Annotated in this window: 14 protein-coding genes; 10 read left to right on the top strand and 4 right to left on the bottom strand. The window is 50.7% G+C overall.

What is annotated here, in order from left to right; translation table 11 throughout:
• Positions 1-83 precede the first annotated feature (83 nt).
• The 10 genes from PsAD13_RS06300 (at position 84) to PsAD13_RS06340 (ending at position 7,775) form a co-directional block, all read left to right on the top strand.
• The gene (locus PsAD13_RS06300) at positions 84-1,175 is read left to right on the top strand and encodes a polyamine ABC transporter substrate-binding protein (protein WP_063317592.1); all 1,092 of its coding nucleotides are present in this window, start codon (positions 84-86) and stop codon (positions 1,173-1,175) included.
• Between the two features lie 74 nt (positions 1,176-1,249).
• Positions 1,250-2,419: an ABC transporter ATP-binding protein gene (locus PsAD13_RS06305; protein WP_063317593.1), complete on the top strand. Its 1,170-nt coding sequence runs from the start codon at positions 1,250-1,252 to the stop codon at positions 2,417-2,419.
• 10 nt (positions 2,420-2,429) lie between these two features.
• Positions 2,430-3,431, top strand: coding sequence for an ABC transporter permease subunit (locus PsAD13_RS06310; protein WP_063317594.1), 1,002 nt, complete (start codon positions 2,430-2,432; stop codon positions 3,429-3,431).
• Complete coding sequence (locus tag PsAD13_RS06315) at positions 3,431-4,252, top strand: ABC transporter permease (RefSeq protein WP_063286886.1); 822 nt, start codon at positions 3,431-3,433, stop codon at positions 4,250-4,252. The genes PsAD13_RS06310 and PsAD13_RS06315 overlap by 1 nt, the downstream gene beginning before the upstream one ends.
• Before the next feature lie 302 nt (positions 4,253-4,554).
• Positions 4,555-5,250, top strand: coding sequence for a CoA transferase subunit A (locus tag PsAD13_RS06320; RefSeq protein WP_057460977.1), 696 nt, complete (start codon positions 4,555-4,557; stop codon positions 5,248-5,250).
• 15 nt (positions 5,251-5,265) lie between these two features.
• Positions 5,266-5,895 (top strand): CoA transferase subunit B, encoded by a 630-nt coding sequence (locus tag PsAD13_RS06325; RefSeq protein WP_063317595.1) that lies wholly within the window; start codon positions 5,266-5,268, stop codon positions 5,893-5,895.
• Positions 5,896-5,966: 71 nt separating this feature from the next.
• Positions 5,967-6,680 carry a YrbL family protein gene (locus PsAD13_RS06330; protein ID WP_208986463.1) on the top strand — a complete coding sequence of 238 codons (714 nt, stop codon included), beginning with the start codon at positions 5,967-5,969 and terminating at the stop codon, positions 6,678-6,680.
• 17 nt (positions 6,681-6,697) lie between these two features.
• The gene (locus PsAD13_RS27925; protein ID WP_206599612.1) at positions 6,698-6,841 is read left to right on the top strand and encodes a hypothetical protein; all 144 of its coding nucleotides are present in this window, start codon (positions 6,698-6,700) and stop codon (positions 6,839-6,841) included.
• 9 nt (positions 6,842-6,850) lie between these two features.
• Positions 6,851-7,075, top strand: a complete 225-nt coding sequence (locus tag PsAD13_RS27930; protein WP_206599762.1) for a RidA family protein — start codon at positions 6,851-6,853, stop codon at positions 7,073-7,075.
• A gap of 73 nt (positions 7,076-7,148) precedes the next feature.
• Positions 7,149-7,775 (top strand): LysE family translocator, encoded by a 627-nt coding sequence (locus PsAD13_RS06340; protein ID WP_063317671.1) that lies wholly within the window; start codon positions 7,149-7,151, stop codon positions 7,773-7,775.
• Positions 7,776-7,857: 82 nt separating this feature from the next.
• On the opposite strand, the gene PsAD13_RS06345 is transcribed toward PsAD13_RS06340, so the two are convergent.
• The 4 genes from PsAD13_RS06345 to PsAD13_RS06360 form a co-directional block, all read right to left on the bottom strand.
• Positions 7,858-9,597 carry an iron ABC transporter permease gene (locus PsAD13_RS06345; RefSeq protein WP_208986464.1) on the bottom strand — a complete coding sequence of 580 codons (1,740 nt, stop codon included), beginning with the start codon at positions 9,595-9,597 and terminating at the stop codon, positions 7,858-7,860.
• A gap of 33 nt (positions 9,598-9,630) precedes the next feature.
• Positions 9,631-10,617 (bottom strand): Fe(3+) ABC transporter substrate-binding protein, encoded by a 987-nt coding sequence (locus PsAD13_RS06350; protein WP_244273179.1) that lies wholly within the window; start codon positions 10,615-10,617, stop codon positions 9,631-9,633.
• Positions 10,618-10,976: 359 nt separating this feature from the next.
• Positions 10,977-11,945, bottom strand: coding sequence for a threonine dehydratase (locus PsAD13_RS06355; RefSeq protein ID WP_063317597.1), 969 nt, complete (start codon positions 11,943-11,945; stop codon positions 10,977-10,979).
• A 39-nt stretch (positions 11,946-11,984) separates the two neighbouring features.
• A complete protein-coding gene (locus PsAD13_RS06360) occupies positions 11,985-15,227 on the bottom strand; it encodes an ATP-binding protein (RefSeq protein ID WP_063317598.1) in 3,243 nt (1,080 codons plus the stop codon).
• Positions 15,228-15,632: the final 405 nt, after the last annotated feature.

Here is a 15,632-nt window from a genome sequence, read left to right on the forward strand (position 1 = left end):
GGATATACCATGGCGGCTATATGCAGAGGCTCGCTTCGCAAAGGTGCTTTGAGCCTCTGTGTTTGAGATTGGAGTATTTGAGAATGAAAACCGTAATTTTGCTATCGGGAGCAGCAGCGCTGGCTCTCTCTTTGTCTGCCGCCAATGCTAAGGATCGTATTGTAAATGTCTACAATTGGTCCGACTACGTTGATGCGCAGGTTCTCAAAGACTTCGAGAACGAGACCGGTATCACTGTGAACTACGATACCTTTGATTCCAATGAGGTTTTGGAGACAAAGCTGCTGACTGGCAAGACTGGCTATGACGTGGTTGTCCCAAGTGCAACCTTCCTCCAGCGTCAGATTCAGGCGGGCGTCTATCAGAAGCTCGACAAGGACAAACTTCCAAATCTCAAGCACATGGATCCACTTCTGCAAGAGCGTACTGAAGTGTTCGATCCAGGCAATGAGTTCTCCGTCAACTACATGTGGGGCACCTCTGGCTATGGGGTAAATGAGGAAAAGGTGCGTGCACTCAATCCTGACGCTCCAATCGGCAGTTGGGATTTGCTGTTTGACGTTGAAGAGCTCTCAAAAATTGCGGGTTGTGGTGTATATGTGATGGACGAGCCGGATGAAATGTTCCCGGCTGCGCTGCATTACCTGGGCCTAAACCCAGATTCCAACAATCCGAAAGACATTCGAGCGGCTGGCGAACTTCTGGAAACGATCCGTCCTTACATTCGCAAATTCCACAATTCTGAATTCGTAAACGGCCTTGCCAACGGCGACATCTGTTTGGCATACGGCTGGTCTGGTGATGTATTGCAGGCAGCGGATCGTGCTGCAGAGGCTGATAAGGGCGTAGAAGTCACCTACATCCTGCCGAATGAAGGCGCACAGATGTGGTTCGATCAGATCGCAGTTCCAGCTGATGCAGAACACGTTGAAGAAGCACACGAATTCATCAACTACCTGATGCGCCCGGAAGTGATCGCGAAAATGTCGGATTATGTTTACTACGCCAACGGCAACAAAGATGCGACAGTTCTGGTGGATGAAGAAGTGACCTCAAACCCAAACATCTACCCGACAGATGAGGTGAAGCAACGCCTCTACACCATCGGTGCCAAGCCGCTCAAAGCACAGCGCTTGATGAACCGCACCTTCACAACTGTCAAAACCGGTCACTAAAAACTATGGGCCTGCAAGCGTAGGGTTGCTCCGTGAGATGCAATCCTACCCTGAACCACTGACCAGGCAGGCCATTGAAAAGGATTGGAGTATTGGCGAAGAAACCGCTTGGCCCCGTACGTCGTGCATTTTCACCTTGGGACGACCCGAGCGAGCAGCCTTTTATTGAATTTCGGAATATCATCAAGCGTTTTGGCAATTTTGTTGCCGTTGATAACCTTTCTCTCAAAATCTACAAGCGTGAGTTCCATGCCCTGTTGGGCGGGTCTGGGTGCGGTAAAACCACTTTGATGAGAATGCTTGCAGGGTTTGAGGCCCCATCTGAAGGTCAAATCTTTCTGGAAGGGCGAGACCTCGCCAACGTGCCGCCATATAAGCGCCCGGTCAATATGATGTTCCAGTCCTACGCGCTCTTCCCGCATATGAACGTCGAAAAGAACATCGCCTTTGGCTTGGAAATGGACGGCCTGCCTTCCAAAGAGATCAAAAGCAGGGTCATGGAGATGCTTAGTCTGGTCAAGCTGGAAGGATTTGCCAAACGCAAGCCGCACCAGTTGTCCGGTGGTCAGCGCCAACGCGTTGCACTCGCGAGATCCCTCGCCAAACGCCCCAAAGTACTCCTCCTCGATGAACCTCTTGCTGCGCTCGATAAGAAGCTTCGTGAAGAAACCCAGCTGGAATTGATCAATCTGCAAGAACAGCTGCGGATGACGTTCCTGATCGTGACCCATGATCAGGAAGAAGCGATGACCGTGGCAGATCGCATCTCGGTTATGGATAAGGGCAAGATCCTTCAAAATGCGACACCGGGAGAAATCTACGAGCAACCCAATTCCCGATTTGTGGCGGAATTCATTGGTGACATCAACGTTCTGGACGGGCAAATCACCAATAAGGAACTTGAGGACGTCAAGATGTTCTCATCTGTTCTGGGTAGCCATTTGGATGTGTGCTATCCAACCTCTGCAAACGTGGGCGATCATGCTGCTCTAGCCATCCGTCCGGAAAAGATGCGTATCTCCTTTGATAAACCAGAACGCTTGGGTACCAATGCCATTCAAGGAGAAGTCTGGGATATCGCCTACATGGGCGACGTGTCCATCTATCATATCAAAGTGGCTGAGACAGAGACGCTGCGGGCGATTGTTGCCAATACAGCACGGCTGGTTGAAAGACCGATCACTTGGGAAGATCAGGTCTGGCTGTCATGGGACAGCGATGCCGGCGTGATCTTGACACGATGAGAGGTGCCAAATGACTGACCCTAACCTCTCATCAACCGACCTCATGAGATCAGAAACGATCCCACCACCACGTCATGAACTTCAGGCACCGGAGAACTCACCGACCAATCCAACCGGAAAATGGGGCCGCTTCGCACTCATCTGTGTGCCATACGTCTGGCTGCTGCTCTTCTTCCTTGTTCCGTTTGTGATTGTTGCAAAGATCTCGTTGTCTGAAGCAGCCGTTTCAATTCCGCCTTACTTGCCGGTAATCGATTGGGGAAGGGGGGTGCTTGGACTTTGGGAAGCTGCGCAGCGCTGGTCGCTAGATAATTACATCTGGCTAACAGAGGATGACCTCTACTGGCGCGCGTATGTCTCCAGCTTGCAAATAGCTTTCATATCCACATTACTGACTTTGCTCATTGGCTTCCCACTTGCTTACGGCATGGCAAGGGCACCAAGAAGCTGGCAGCCAACGCTGGTTATGATGGTCATCCTGCCGTTTTGGACCAGTTTTCTGATCCGGGTCTATGCGTGGATCGGCATCTTAAAAACCGATGGCCTGCTCAATCAGGCACTGATCACAATCGGTGTCATTAATGAGCCTCTGGTTATCCTCAACACCGACATCGCCGTCTACATTGGCATTATCTATTCTTACCTGCCTTTCATGGTCCTCCCGCTCTATTCTTCCTTAGAGAAACTGGACACGACCCTGATAGAAGCTGCAGAGGACCTTGGCTGTCCACCCTGGAAGACCTTCTGGCGGGTAACAGTCCCTCTTGCCATGCCCGGCGTGATTGCAGGGTGTTTCCTCGTCTTCATTCCAGCCGTAGGAGAGTTCGTCATTCCCGACCTGTTGGGAGGCTCATCAACACTGATGATCGGGAAAACCCTATGGGTTGAGTTCTTCTCCAACAGGGACTGGCCAGTTGCGTCCGCGGTGGCAATTGTTCTTCTGGTATTGCTTGTGATTCCAATCTTGCTGTTTCAGCGGCACGAGACCCGACGCAATGAAGGGGACGTGTAATGCCGTCAAAACCGAGTTGGTTTAATCTCACATCACTGGTTTTGGGGTTCAGCTTCCTCTACTTGCCCATCGTCATTCTGATTGTTTTTTCATTCAATGAATCTCGGTTGGTCACGGTTTGGGCCGGCTTCTCCACCAAGTGGTATGCATCCTTGCTGCAAAACGAACAGCTGTTGGAAGCTGCGTGGGTCACATTCCGTATCGGCCTTACATCTGCAACTCTTGCAACGGTTCTTGGCACATTGGCAGCGCTGGTCTTAGCCCGGCAAGGACGCTTCTTCGGACGGACTTTGTTCTCGGGGATGATCTACGCACCACTCGTGATGCCAGAAGTCATCCTCGGGTTGTCATTGCTGCTTCTGTTTGTGGCTATTGATCAAAATCGCGGTTTTTGGACAATCATGATTGCCCACACCACATTCTCCATGTGCTACGTAGCGATTGTCGTGCAATCCCGCCTTTCTGGATTTGACCGCTCCTTAGAGGAGGCTGCAATGGATCTGGGCTGTCCTCCTGTTAGAACATTCTTCCGCATCACCCTCCCTCAGATCCTGCCAGGTGTGCTCGCAGGTTGGATGCTGGCATTCACATTGTCACTGGATGACTTGGTGATCGCGAGCTTTAATTCCGGACCCGGATCAACCACTTTGCCTATGAAGATTTATTCTCAGGTGAGATTAGGTGTGACGCCAGAAATCAATGCTATTTGCACGATACTGGTCGTTATCGTGACGATTGGCGTCATCTTGGCATCTCTCCTCACCAAAAGGCAGAGGTTCAAACGCATGGAAGAAGAGCGACTCGCAGCAGCTCATCTTTAAGAATTTTCATGGGTCTGAGTGTTACATTCTAAAAAATTGTGCACCGCAAACACCCATTCCTCCCAGCTTTGTGGTTTTCACCTCAATAAATAGTCGCTCTCTGTACAAAGGGCACTTGGCGAGAACATAAAACACAGCTATCAACATTGCTGTCACTATACCTATTTTCCCTAGGAGGGAACGGCAGGATGCTGATCCGGATGGAGGGTCAGGTCCCATTGCCAGCATGAAAAGGCGGTATTGCTTGCGTTCTGGAGAATGAGAATCGTGAGTTCTACCAACTCATGTATTGGGAGTTTATAATGAATAAAGTTTATCCAAGTGCTGCCGCTGCTCTGGAAGGACTTACCTTTGATGGCATGACCGTCATGGCAGGTGGGTTTGGTCTCTGTGGCATTCCTGAAAACCTGATTATTGCGCTGCGAGATTCTGGTGCGAAAGACCTGACCGCCATCTCTAACAACGCAGGCGTTGATGACTTCGGTCTGGGCCTGCTGTTGCAGACGCGCCAGATCAAGAAGATGGTGTCGTCTTACGTTGGCGAAAACGCAACTTTCGAGCGTCAGTATCTGGATGGTGATCTTGAGCTAGAGTTTAACCCTCAAGGTACCCTTGCTGAACGCATCCGTGCTGGTGGTGCAGGCATCCCAGGCTTCTACACCAAAACCGGTGTTGGCACCCTGATTGCTGAAGGCAAAGAGCACAAAGACTTTAACGGTGATACCTACATCATGGAAACCGGTTTGGTTTCAGACGTAGCTCTCGTGAGTGCATGGAAAGCTGACAAAGAAGGCAACCTGATCTTCCGTAAGACAGCGCGCAACTTCAATCCGGTCATGGCAACAGCTGGCAAGACCACTGTCGTAGAAGTTGAAGAGCTCGTCGAGATCGGTGAGCTGGATGCGGATCAGATCCATACTCCAGGTATCTTTGTTGACCGCATCGTTGTTGGCACATTTGAAAAGCGCATCGAGCAGCGCACTACGCGCGAAGCTTAAGGGAGGGCAGTAATCATGGCTTGGAATCGTGACGAAATGGCCGCCCGTGCGGCAAAAGAACTGCAAGATGGTTTCTACGTTAACCTCGGCATCGGCATCCCGACACTGGTCGCAAACTACATTCCAGACGGAATGAATGTAGCTCTGCAGTCAGAAAATGGCATGCTGGGCATGGGCCCGTTCCCGACTGAAGATGAAGTCGATGCAGATCTGATCAATGCAGGTAAGCAGACCATCACTGAACTGGATCGTACCAGCTATTTCTCTTCTGCAGACAGCTTTGCGATGATCCGCGGAGGTCACATTGACCTCTCCATCCTCGGTGCTATGGAAGTCTCCGAAGATGGAGATCTCGCAAACTGGATGATCCCTGGCAAAATGGTCAAGGGCATGGGCGGTGCAATGGACCTTGTTGCAGGCGTTAAACGCGTTGTGGTCATTATGGATCACACCAACAAACGCGGCGACAAAAAACTCCTCCATAAGTGCGCCCTACCGCTCACCGGTGTAAAATGCGTCGACCGCATCATCACCAACCTCGGCGTCTTCGACGTAGTCGACGGCGGCCTGAAGGTCGCAGAAATGGCTGAGGGTATTACTCTGCAAGAGATCAAAGAGAAAACTGAAGCTAATTTGGTAGAGTAACAAAACTTCACTTAGACAAGACAAGAGAGGGCAATTTGTCCTCTCTTTTTATTTGTATGTAATGAGAATAATTGTTAAATACTCTCCTTCTCAACGAAGGTATTTGTTCTGTGATCACTCTAAATGAAGAGCTGTTGATTGCGTCTGGCGGGATCCGCAATATCTACCAGCACCCAGAGAATTCGAAGATTTGTATCAAGGTCGATCGCAATTCCAAAGGACCAGCTGCAGGGTCTACATTGGCTGAAGCTCGCCTCTTTGAGAAATTGATGAATCAGAGAGAACAGAAGGAGTTCTCAGCTATTTCGAATTACAGAGGTAGAGTTGAGACGAGTCTTGGCTTTGGTGCAACCTTCGATCTGATTACTGACGAAAATACAGAGCGCCCCTCTCAAATATTGATGAAGATACTGCAGGAAGATCAATCATTTATTCAAACTGATCGCTTTAAAAAGGCTTTGAGGATCTTTCGACGGGATTTGGTGCGAGATGCTGTATTATGTCAGGACATTCGCCCATGGAATATTTGTGTTCAGAAACGATCAAACGGAGATCTCAAGCTCATTCTGATTGATGGTGTTGGACATAATAAGAAGCAGTGGTTCGACGGCATCAAGCTGTTTATTCAGCTTAAGATGCTTTATTATTTCTTTAGCAAATACATCTATCCGGAAAATCGGCTTCTGCAATTCTACAACAATCGCCGGAAGAATTATTCTTGGAAACCTGGCCCTTTGTTCTCTAAGAACACAGACGTCAAAGATGAAGCCGATGCAAGTTTATAGATTTCGGAACTCTCAAGATGCCACTTCAAAGAAAAAACTATCTCTGCATTCCTGAGGCAGTTGGTCGATATGTACATGCTGTGGCCCATCAGGGAACACTGCATATCTCGGGCCTGACTGCTTTTGCAACCATGGCTCAGGCGCAGGAAACAGATCTATAGGCAAGAGAGATTGTCTCTCAGATTTCCGCAATTGCTGAAGAAGAAGGTGTTAGCTTCGCGAACCTTATTAAGGTGATGATCTTTGTTACTGATTTGTCCGCTTTGGGAGAGCTGCGCTCAGTTCTGGCTGATGCTTATGGTGACCATCGTCCAGCGAGTTCACTCGTAGAAGTTCAAAAGCTTTTCCATCCTGATCTTAAGATTGAAATTGAGGCGACATTAGCGCTCACATAAAGCTAAGAAACTTGCTCTGGTCGGGAAGTTGAGGCATTGTTCGCTTCAGTTTTCTGAACGGATGGAGCACTATGTGATCCCAATAGACGTACTGGCTGGTTTTTTCACTGTCACTGTTTTGCTGGCATTGGCACCAGGCCCTGATAATATTTTCGTGCTGACACAGTCTGCAGTGTGTGGTCGTATGGCGGGTATTGCGGTGACGCTTGGTCTTTGCACTGGTCTGATTTTTCACACGACGGCTGTGGCGCTCGGTGTATCCGCGATTTTTCAGGCGTCCGAGTTGGCGTTTACCTTCGTCAAGGTGCTTGGTGTCGGGTATCTGCTTTATCTCGCGTGGGGAGCCTTCAGAGCGAAGCCTGAGCCGGTGCAGCAAAATAAGGTCGATCATTCTGCTTTGATTCCTTTGTACCGTCGCGGTGTAATCATGAACATCACCAATCCGAAGGTCGCGATCTTCTTCCTTTCGTTCTTTCCGCAATTTGTTGATCCTGCTTACGGTCCTGTTATGCCGCAGTTCTTGCAATTGGGGGCGGTATTTATGCTCTCTGCAATTCTGGTCTTTGGTTCAGTCGCCTTCGCAGCTGGTGCCATCGGCGATCGTTTGAGCAAGTCTATAACTGCTCAGAAAGTTATGAACCGGATTGCCTCTGTTGTTTTTATTGGAATGGCGCTGAAACTGGCAGCTGCGACCAGATAACATCGGATACAGATTCATTAGATACTAAAAAAGCCGCTGAACATCTTCAGCGGCTTTTTTATATTGCAAACTCTTTCCGTTCTTACTCAGCAGGTACCATTGAGGTGTCCTTGGAAAAGCGCTTGTTGCCGCGTTTCTCGCGGAATGTATCGGCACTTGTCTTTGCCAGCATAATCACCGGAATGATGCCCACCAGCACGATGCAGAGGGCTGGCAGAGCAGCATCTTCAAACGCTTCACGAGAAGCTGCGTTGTAAACCGTTGTTGCCAGTGTCTCGAAATTAAACGGACGCAGAAGCAACGTTGCAGGCAGCTCTTTCATGCACTCCACAAAGGAAAGTAGTGTCGCGGAGAGAATGACTGGCTTCATCAACGGCATGTGAACGCGGCCAAGGGTGCCCCATGCAGTCTGCCCCAGGCTACGAGACGCCATATCATAGTGCGGGGTAATCTTGCCAAATCCGCCATCTATCTGTCCGTATGACATAGCCAGAAAACGGACGACATAAGCGTAGATGAGCGCCGTACCAGATCCAATCAGAAGCAACCCAGTGCCAAACCCAAACAGGGCTTCAAAACCCTCTGAGATCATGTTGTCCAATGCTGCAACTGGGAACAGAATGCCTACGGCTAGAATGGTGCCAGGTACGGCATAACCAATCGAGGCTACCCGACCCAGTGTCGTGGTAACTCTGCTTGGAAACAGGCGGCGGCGATAGGCAAGGGTCAGGCTGATGCCGATAGAAACAGCAGCGGCCAAAGCAGCCAGCCAAAGAGTGTTGCCGGCAGCAGCCCAAAGGGCTGGTTCAAACAGATCTTCCACACGGCGACTTGCACGGCTCAGGAGCAACAATGACGGAAAGACAAAGCCCAGAATGATAGGCAGCGCACAGACAGCCACAGCAACCCAGCCACGCCAGCCCTTCAGCTCGTAGCTCGGCAAAGCACGATAAGTACCTGTTGTCTGATGAAAACGCTGTTTACGGCGGCCATAATACTCAATGAACATCAGCGCCAGCACAAACACCAGCATGATTGTTGCGATCTGAGCTGCGCCCGTCAGATTAGAGCGATTGAGCCAAGTGTCATAAACCGAAAATGTAAGCGTCTGCACGCCGAAAAAGGACACTGCACCAATGTCGTTCAGGCACTCCATCAGAGCAAGGGTTACACCAACCACAATGGCAGGACGAGCCAGCGGCAATGCGACCTTCCAGAACAGGCGAAATGGGCCTGCGCCGAGGGTACGGGACACATCCAATGCGCAAGCTGATTGAATAAGGAACGAGGCGCGTGCACTCAGATAAACATAAGGGTAGAGGACAAAACCCATGACAAACATGGCACCACCAAGAGAACGGATCTCAGGGAACCAGTAGTCACGAGAGGTCTTGAAACCAAAGATATCGCGTATCAGTCCTTGCACCGGACCAGTGTAATCCAGCAGTTCAACATACGAAAACGCGATAATGTAGGTCGGGACTGCAAAGGGCAACAGCAGCGCCAGATCAAACCAGCGCCGCCCGGGAAAACGGCACATGGTAACCAACCATGCCGTGCTGACCCCAACGACAAACACGATCACACCAACACCGACCATCAGCTGGAATGTGGTGGCAATCGAACGCGGTAGAATTGTTGAGACAAGGTGCGGCCATAGATTGCCCGAAGAGCCCATAGCCATAATAACAATTGCAAGAACCGGCATCACAACGAGGCCGGTCAGAAAGTAGGTCCCAAACGCAAGAAGCCGCTCCCCTCGAGAAGAGGGGGCGGCGGTTCTGTATTGTGGCGATCCACTATGTCCGTGTCTGGATGTCATGGAATGGCTTCAACTCAATTTACCTGTTGGAACTTAGCTGGATGGACCGTTATCAAAGCCAACGATATCAACCAGCTCACTCGCTTTTGCGCGTTGAGCAGCAATCTCGTTGAGAGAAACTTCATCAGCTTTGAAGGAACCCCAGGAGGCAACCAGTTCAGATGGTGCGATGCCTGGCTCTACTGGATACTCGAAGTTCTGTGCAGCATAGATAGCCTGCGCTTCATCGGAAGCAAGGAATTCCATCAGCTTTACAGCGTTGTCTTTGTTCGGAGCATTTTTCGCCAGAACCATGCCGGAGATGTTCACGTGAGTGCCACGACCTTCGGTGTTCGGGAAGAGAATGCGAACTGACGCTGCCCAATCCTTCTGCTCAGGATCTTTCTCGTTGGTTTGCATTTTGCCCATGTAATAGGTGTTGCCCAATGAGATGTCGCATTCACCTGCGAAGATGGACTTAACCTGCGCACGGTCATTGCCGGTTGGCTTACGTGCCAGGTTGTCACGAACAGCTTCCAGCCACTTCTGTGTCTCAGCTTCACCCTTGTGAGCAATCATGGAAGCAATCAGACCGATGGAATAAACGTGTTGACCAGAGCGGGTGCAAAGGCGGCCTTTCCATTTTGGATCAGCCAGCTCTTCATAGGTGATGCTGTCTTGGGCAACACGGTCTTTGGAAGCATAGATGACACGAGCGCGCGTTGTCAGGCCAAACCAGTGGCCTTCAGAGTCACGCAAGTTTGCCGGGATGTTGCCGTTGATTGCATCGCTAACGACTGGCTGAGTAACACCGAGGTCTTTTGCACCCTGTAGGCGGCCAATGTCTACGGAAAGAAGAACGTCAGCTGGAGAGTTCTTACCCTCAGCCTTCATACGTTCGCCAAGACCTTTCTTAGCGAAAACAACGTTTGCTTTGACGCCAGTCTCAGCAGTGAATGCATCGAGAAGTGGTTTGATCAATTCTGGCTGGCGGTAAGAATAGATATTCACTTCGCCTTCTGCCTGAGCTGATGCGACCATACCGGTTGTACCAAGTGCAAAACCAGCTGCTGTCAGCCCAATTCCCTTAAACAACGACTTCATCGGAACATCTCCTGAGTGATCTTGTACGCGTCTGCAAACGCTTGTCATTTGCCGTTATATCGGAAACTTGACTTTCTCTGTCAACTAATAAACTTCGTGAAAACAATGAGATAGAACTATTCTAAACTGTGAAATTCAGCTTTTAAGGTGCTATCCACCTGCAATTGCGAATGATTTTCAATTGCGGCTCATGTCAGCCTCAAGGAAAAGTTTACTGAAAAACTCAGAGTTGTTGAAAACAAACGGGTCTGGAGGGAGTGCAGTACTCACGTTCATATGCAGAAACGATTCCAATTTTAAGGAGTCGGAGTGTCTCCTTGCAGCACTCGTGCCATCCAGATGCGGTTCATGTTTTGCCCGCAAAGGATGAAAGAAGCCTTTTTGTCTTGCAGATTAGCGCGCTCTTTTGAAAGGCCTGCCAGACCAGCAGCAGCAGCACCTTCGCACGCATTGTGCGTTGTGCGATAAAGCAGACGGATTGCTTCTGCAATCTCATCCTCGCTGACACGGATAATGCGCTCAGCACCTGATCTGATTAAGGCAAAAGCTTCCCGGGCAGGCCCTCGCACACAAATCCCTTCAGCAAAGGTATTGGCTGAAGACGTGAGTGTATATTCACCAACTTCAATGGAGCGCGCGCACCCATCCGCCTTTTCTGCGACCACGCCGATGATCTTTGTCTTCAGGCCAAAGAGGTCGCGCACAGAAATTAGTCCGCATATGCCAGTGCCCAAACCAACAGGCACATAGATGGCATCCAGGTCCTTAATCGCACGGAAGATCTCAAGCGCGTAAGTCGCGGCTCCAAGAACAAGATCATAATCAAAGCCGGGGGAGAGCACCTGCTTAGAATCCTCTGCCATTTGGCAGGCGAATGTATGGGCTTCCTCAAAGTCTTTGCCGTGCTCAATCAAAAATGCGCCGTAGCTTTGGATAGCCGCTGTCGTTTCTTTGGAAGTGCCTTGAGGAACAACAATCGCTGCGCGCTGGTGCAGCATTTTGGCTGCCCACGCGATGCCCAGTCCAAAGTTACCGCGTGTGGCGGCAACAAAGCTTGTAGAGCTGACATGCCGTTGTGATTGGCGTAGGAGATAAAGCAAAGCGCACCGGGCCTTAAACGATCCGGTGGGCGCATGGTTCTCGTGCTTGATGAAGACCTCGCAGCCCAAGGCGTCATTGAGCAAGGGCCAGCTGTAAAGCGCTGTCGGGGCCATATGGCGCCGCAGTTCCTGCGAAGCATCTTCCAAAGCAGCCAGTGTGAGCATGCGAATCTCCTGCGATGGTCAGGCCACCACAGGAGCGCGTTATTCGGCGAGAACTCGCTGAGGTGGGAAAGTGACTTCAGCCAGCGTACCTTCATCCTCTTCAGAATTTATTGAAAACGAAGCACGGTTCGCTTCCACAAGGGCTTTGGTTAATGGAAGACCAAGACCAGACCCTTCTGTTGAAGCAGAGGCATTAAGGCGGCGGAACGGTTGAAGCGCAGCTTCCAGATCAGCCTTCGACATGCCGTGGCCAGTATCCCGAACGCGCAAGTGCACTTCACCACTCGGATCAAGCACAAGCGAGATGATCACCTGACCGCCGGACCGGTTGAACTTAATGGCGTTAGACAGCAGGTTCAATGTGATCTGGCGCAGCGTTTTCGGATCCGCCACAATCTTAGGAACAGACAGAGGTGTACTGGCACGAATAATAACGCGTTGATCATTCGCCTGAGGCTGCAACAGTGCCACGCACTCATTGATTACATCGGCTGCGGAAACAGCTTCAAACGCCAGATCCATCTTGCCAGCCTCAATCCTGGCTAGATCGAGCAGGTCGTTGATCAACGTCAGCATATGGGAGCAGGAGCGATGAATATCGCGGGCGTACTCTTTATAACGCACATTCCCAAGCTCGCCAAAGCGCTCTTCCTGCATCACTTCTGAGAACCCGATCACCGCATTGAGTGGCGTGCGGATTTCATGGCTGATTTTAGTCAGGTACTCAGACTTGTGAGTGTTGGCTTTCTCCGCTTTGTAGCGGGCACTCACCAACTCTTCTTCAGCTCGCTTGAACTGGGTTATATCGCGCAACACAGCACAGAAAAGCTGCTCGTTTGCGTGGCTGACACGCCCCATGCTTAGGAAGGTTGGGAAGATATCGCCGTCCAGTGTTTGGCAAATGACCTCACGCCCGTCATTGAGCACACTGGAAACGCCATTGGCGACCAACCCATCCAGATAATCCAGCGCTGCAATGTGGCTCTCATCCGCAAGGAATGTCGTAAATGGAGCACCTAGAAGGTCATCTTCGCCGGCATTAAACAGGGCTTCTGCAGAGTGATTTGCACTGCGGATGATGCCGCGCTGATCCATCACCAGCACGCCGTCTGTCGCAGTTGCGAGAACGGATTCCAGCTCTTCAATGCGCGTGTGCAGATGTTTGATTTGAGTTTCGGAGCCAGTTGCAGCCTGAACGTGAGCCGAAGCTGCAGGGGCATCTGCTTCACCCTGTATCTTCTCCACCACAGAGATCATGAGCGCTTGCGCACCATTCCAAGGCACAGCATGCATACGCGCATCAACGGAAAGCACACCGCCTTCTGCGAGCCGTACGTGTACGATACGGTCTACAGTTTGAGAGCTTGGAGTAGGGCACTCTTCAGGTTCTGCGAAGATTGCCTCAAGGCCTCCTGCCTCATTCAATCCTTCAAAGCGCTCGTAACCAAGCAGCTCAAGCAGAGTGTCGTTTGCATAAACAACATCGCGGTCGCGAACAACGGCGACCCCAATCGGAAGGCGGTCCAGAAGGCGGGGATCGATTGGCGCTACAATCGGCTTGTCTGGAATACGTCCAGTCTTTTCGCGAGCGCGTTCTGCAGCTTCTTCAATATCCGGTGGAACGCGTGGCAGAACCACATGGGTTACATTATCCTGCTTTGGCTCAGTCGCAACGGTTTCATCACGTGCCGCAGGTTCAGCGGGCAGCGGAATAATGTTGTCAGTTTTCGTCGCTGTTGCAGGCTTTGGTTTTTCGTGGAACTCAGTCTCCACCACATCAGTTTCAGCTACGGCGAGAGCTGCTGTCTCTTCGGGTGTAGCAGGAACTGTTTTTGCGGTTTCAGCTTGTGCCGGAACAGCAGCTTGCTCATCTTTCTTCTCAGCACCCAATGCCTGCGCAATCTTGTCGAAGGCATCTCGCTCTGGTTTGGAAAGTCCAACATTCTCTCTTGGAACAGGATGTTTATCTACCAGCCGAACAATGCTGTTGGTCAATTCCGCAAGGCTGCGTGGACCAGTTCTGACTTTCTTTTGCGGCGCGTCCGGCAAGTTTGCGATAGCACGCTCAAAGTCGTCTTTACTGGTTGGCTCGGGAACTGACGGAGCAGCGCTCACCTGTTCTGCAGTCTCTGGAGGAGCTTCCTCAGCCTCAGTAAGATCCTCTTCAAAAGCCTGCAAATCAGTTTCAGCCGTCACTTGTTTAGGACCTTCCGAAGCAGGAACAGTCTGATCAGCTATTTCAGGCTCAGAAACTTCCTCAGGTTGCGCTTCGATCTCAACGGGAGCTGCAATTTCAAGAGGGTCTGTCGGATCGTGAAGGACGTCAGCATCCGTCAGTTGAAGGAAACCCTCATTCTCCTCAACAGCAAGTGCTTCTTCGTCATGAAGAAAGTGCAATCCATTTTCATCTGGCTGTGTGTCTGACGCAGGTAGATCCGGTTCTGGTGGGAGGTTGATTTCAGCATCAGCAGCGTCGTCTGCTTCAGGCTCAAGAGCCACCGCGACTGTCACCTCTTCAACCGGATCAGCCTCGGGAGAGGTTTCCGGCTCAGGATGTTCGGCACTCTCAACTACTTCCTGCTCTTCTTCCTCTGCATCCTCGCTGAAATCAACGATCAACTCTGGAATCTCAGGTTCACTCTGTAAGAAACCTGGCGCCGTAATGCCATCAACCAGTGGTGTCTCAACAATTTCCGTTACCTGATGTGTCTCAGTCTCGGAAAGTGCTTCGATTGGTGCGACGTCTCCCTGCACAAATCGTTCTGGCTGATCGTGCTCAAGCGTCAGCCCAACATCAGGCTCACTGACAGGAGTTTCTGTCTTTGCCAGTTCAGAGGTAGCTTCAGTGTCTTCGCTTTCCTCTTTTAGCGCGGCACGCAACTTGGTCAGAACTGTAAGCGGATCAACAGGTTCATCGGATTTCTTTGCATCGACGCTGCGGATAACCCCAAATCCGCGCAAGCCATCATACTCGCCTGATTTTGTTTCTACCGGTTGAGCAGATAAATCGAGAGGAACAACTTTGTTGGAATTACAGGCAGGCCAAAGCAGTGTCGCACCGCTGACGGCACGCTGTTTTTTGATCGCCTTTGAAATTGCCGGGACCTTACCAATCCTCAGCTTTTTGCGGACAGCATCGAACGGGAGGCCGATCAAAGCGGCATCCTGTGGGCCTAATAGCTCGGCGAACTCCTTCGAGAAGCTACGAAAGCAGCCGTTTCGGTCCAGCTCCCAAGTGAAGCGGATCGGCCGTTGTCGGCGTTTGAAGACAAAGTCAGCCACGAGCTCGGTCCCTACTCTGAAGGTTTCCCAAGAAGGGGTTGGTTGAGAAACGCAATCTACTCTCTTTCACAGGCACCAAGACGCAAAATTGGCGGTGCTATCAAATGATATCCGGTTTGAAACGGGCATGTAAGCGACTTCAGCGGTTTTGCTGTAAGCTTACTAAAGAAACCTGCCTCAATTTATCAGGGGTACATTTTTCCAATTATAGCCCCACCCTACTTTATCTGTAAGCTTTGAAAAACCAGAGCCTGCCATTTAGGGCAACCCACCCACCGGCAATTTCAAAAGCTAAATCCTGATAAAGGCTTAGAGTTTAACAAATGAACGCCGAACTTCGCATCTGTCAATTCCAATAGATACAAGCCGCCCAATTATTCACCCCACAATTCCTGTATACTTAAA

This window comes from Pseudovibrio sp. Ad13, from assembly GCF_001623225.1.
In the GTDB taxonomy this organism is placed as follows: Bacteria; Pseudomonadota; Alphaproteobacteria; order Rhizobiales; family Stappiaceae; genus Pseudovibrio.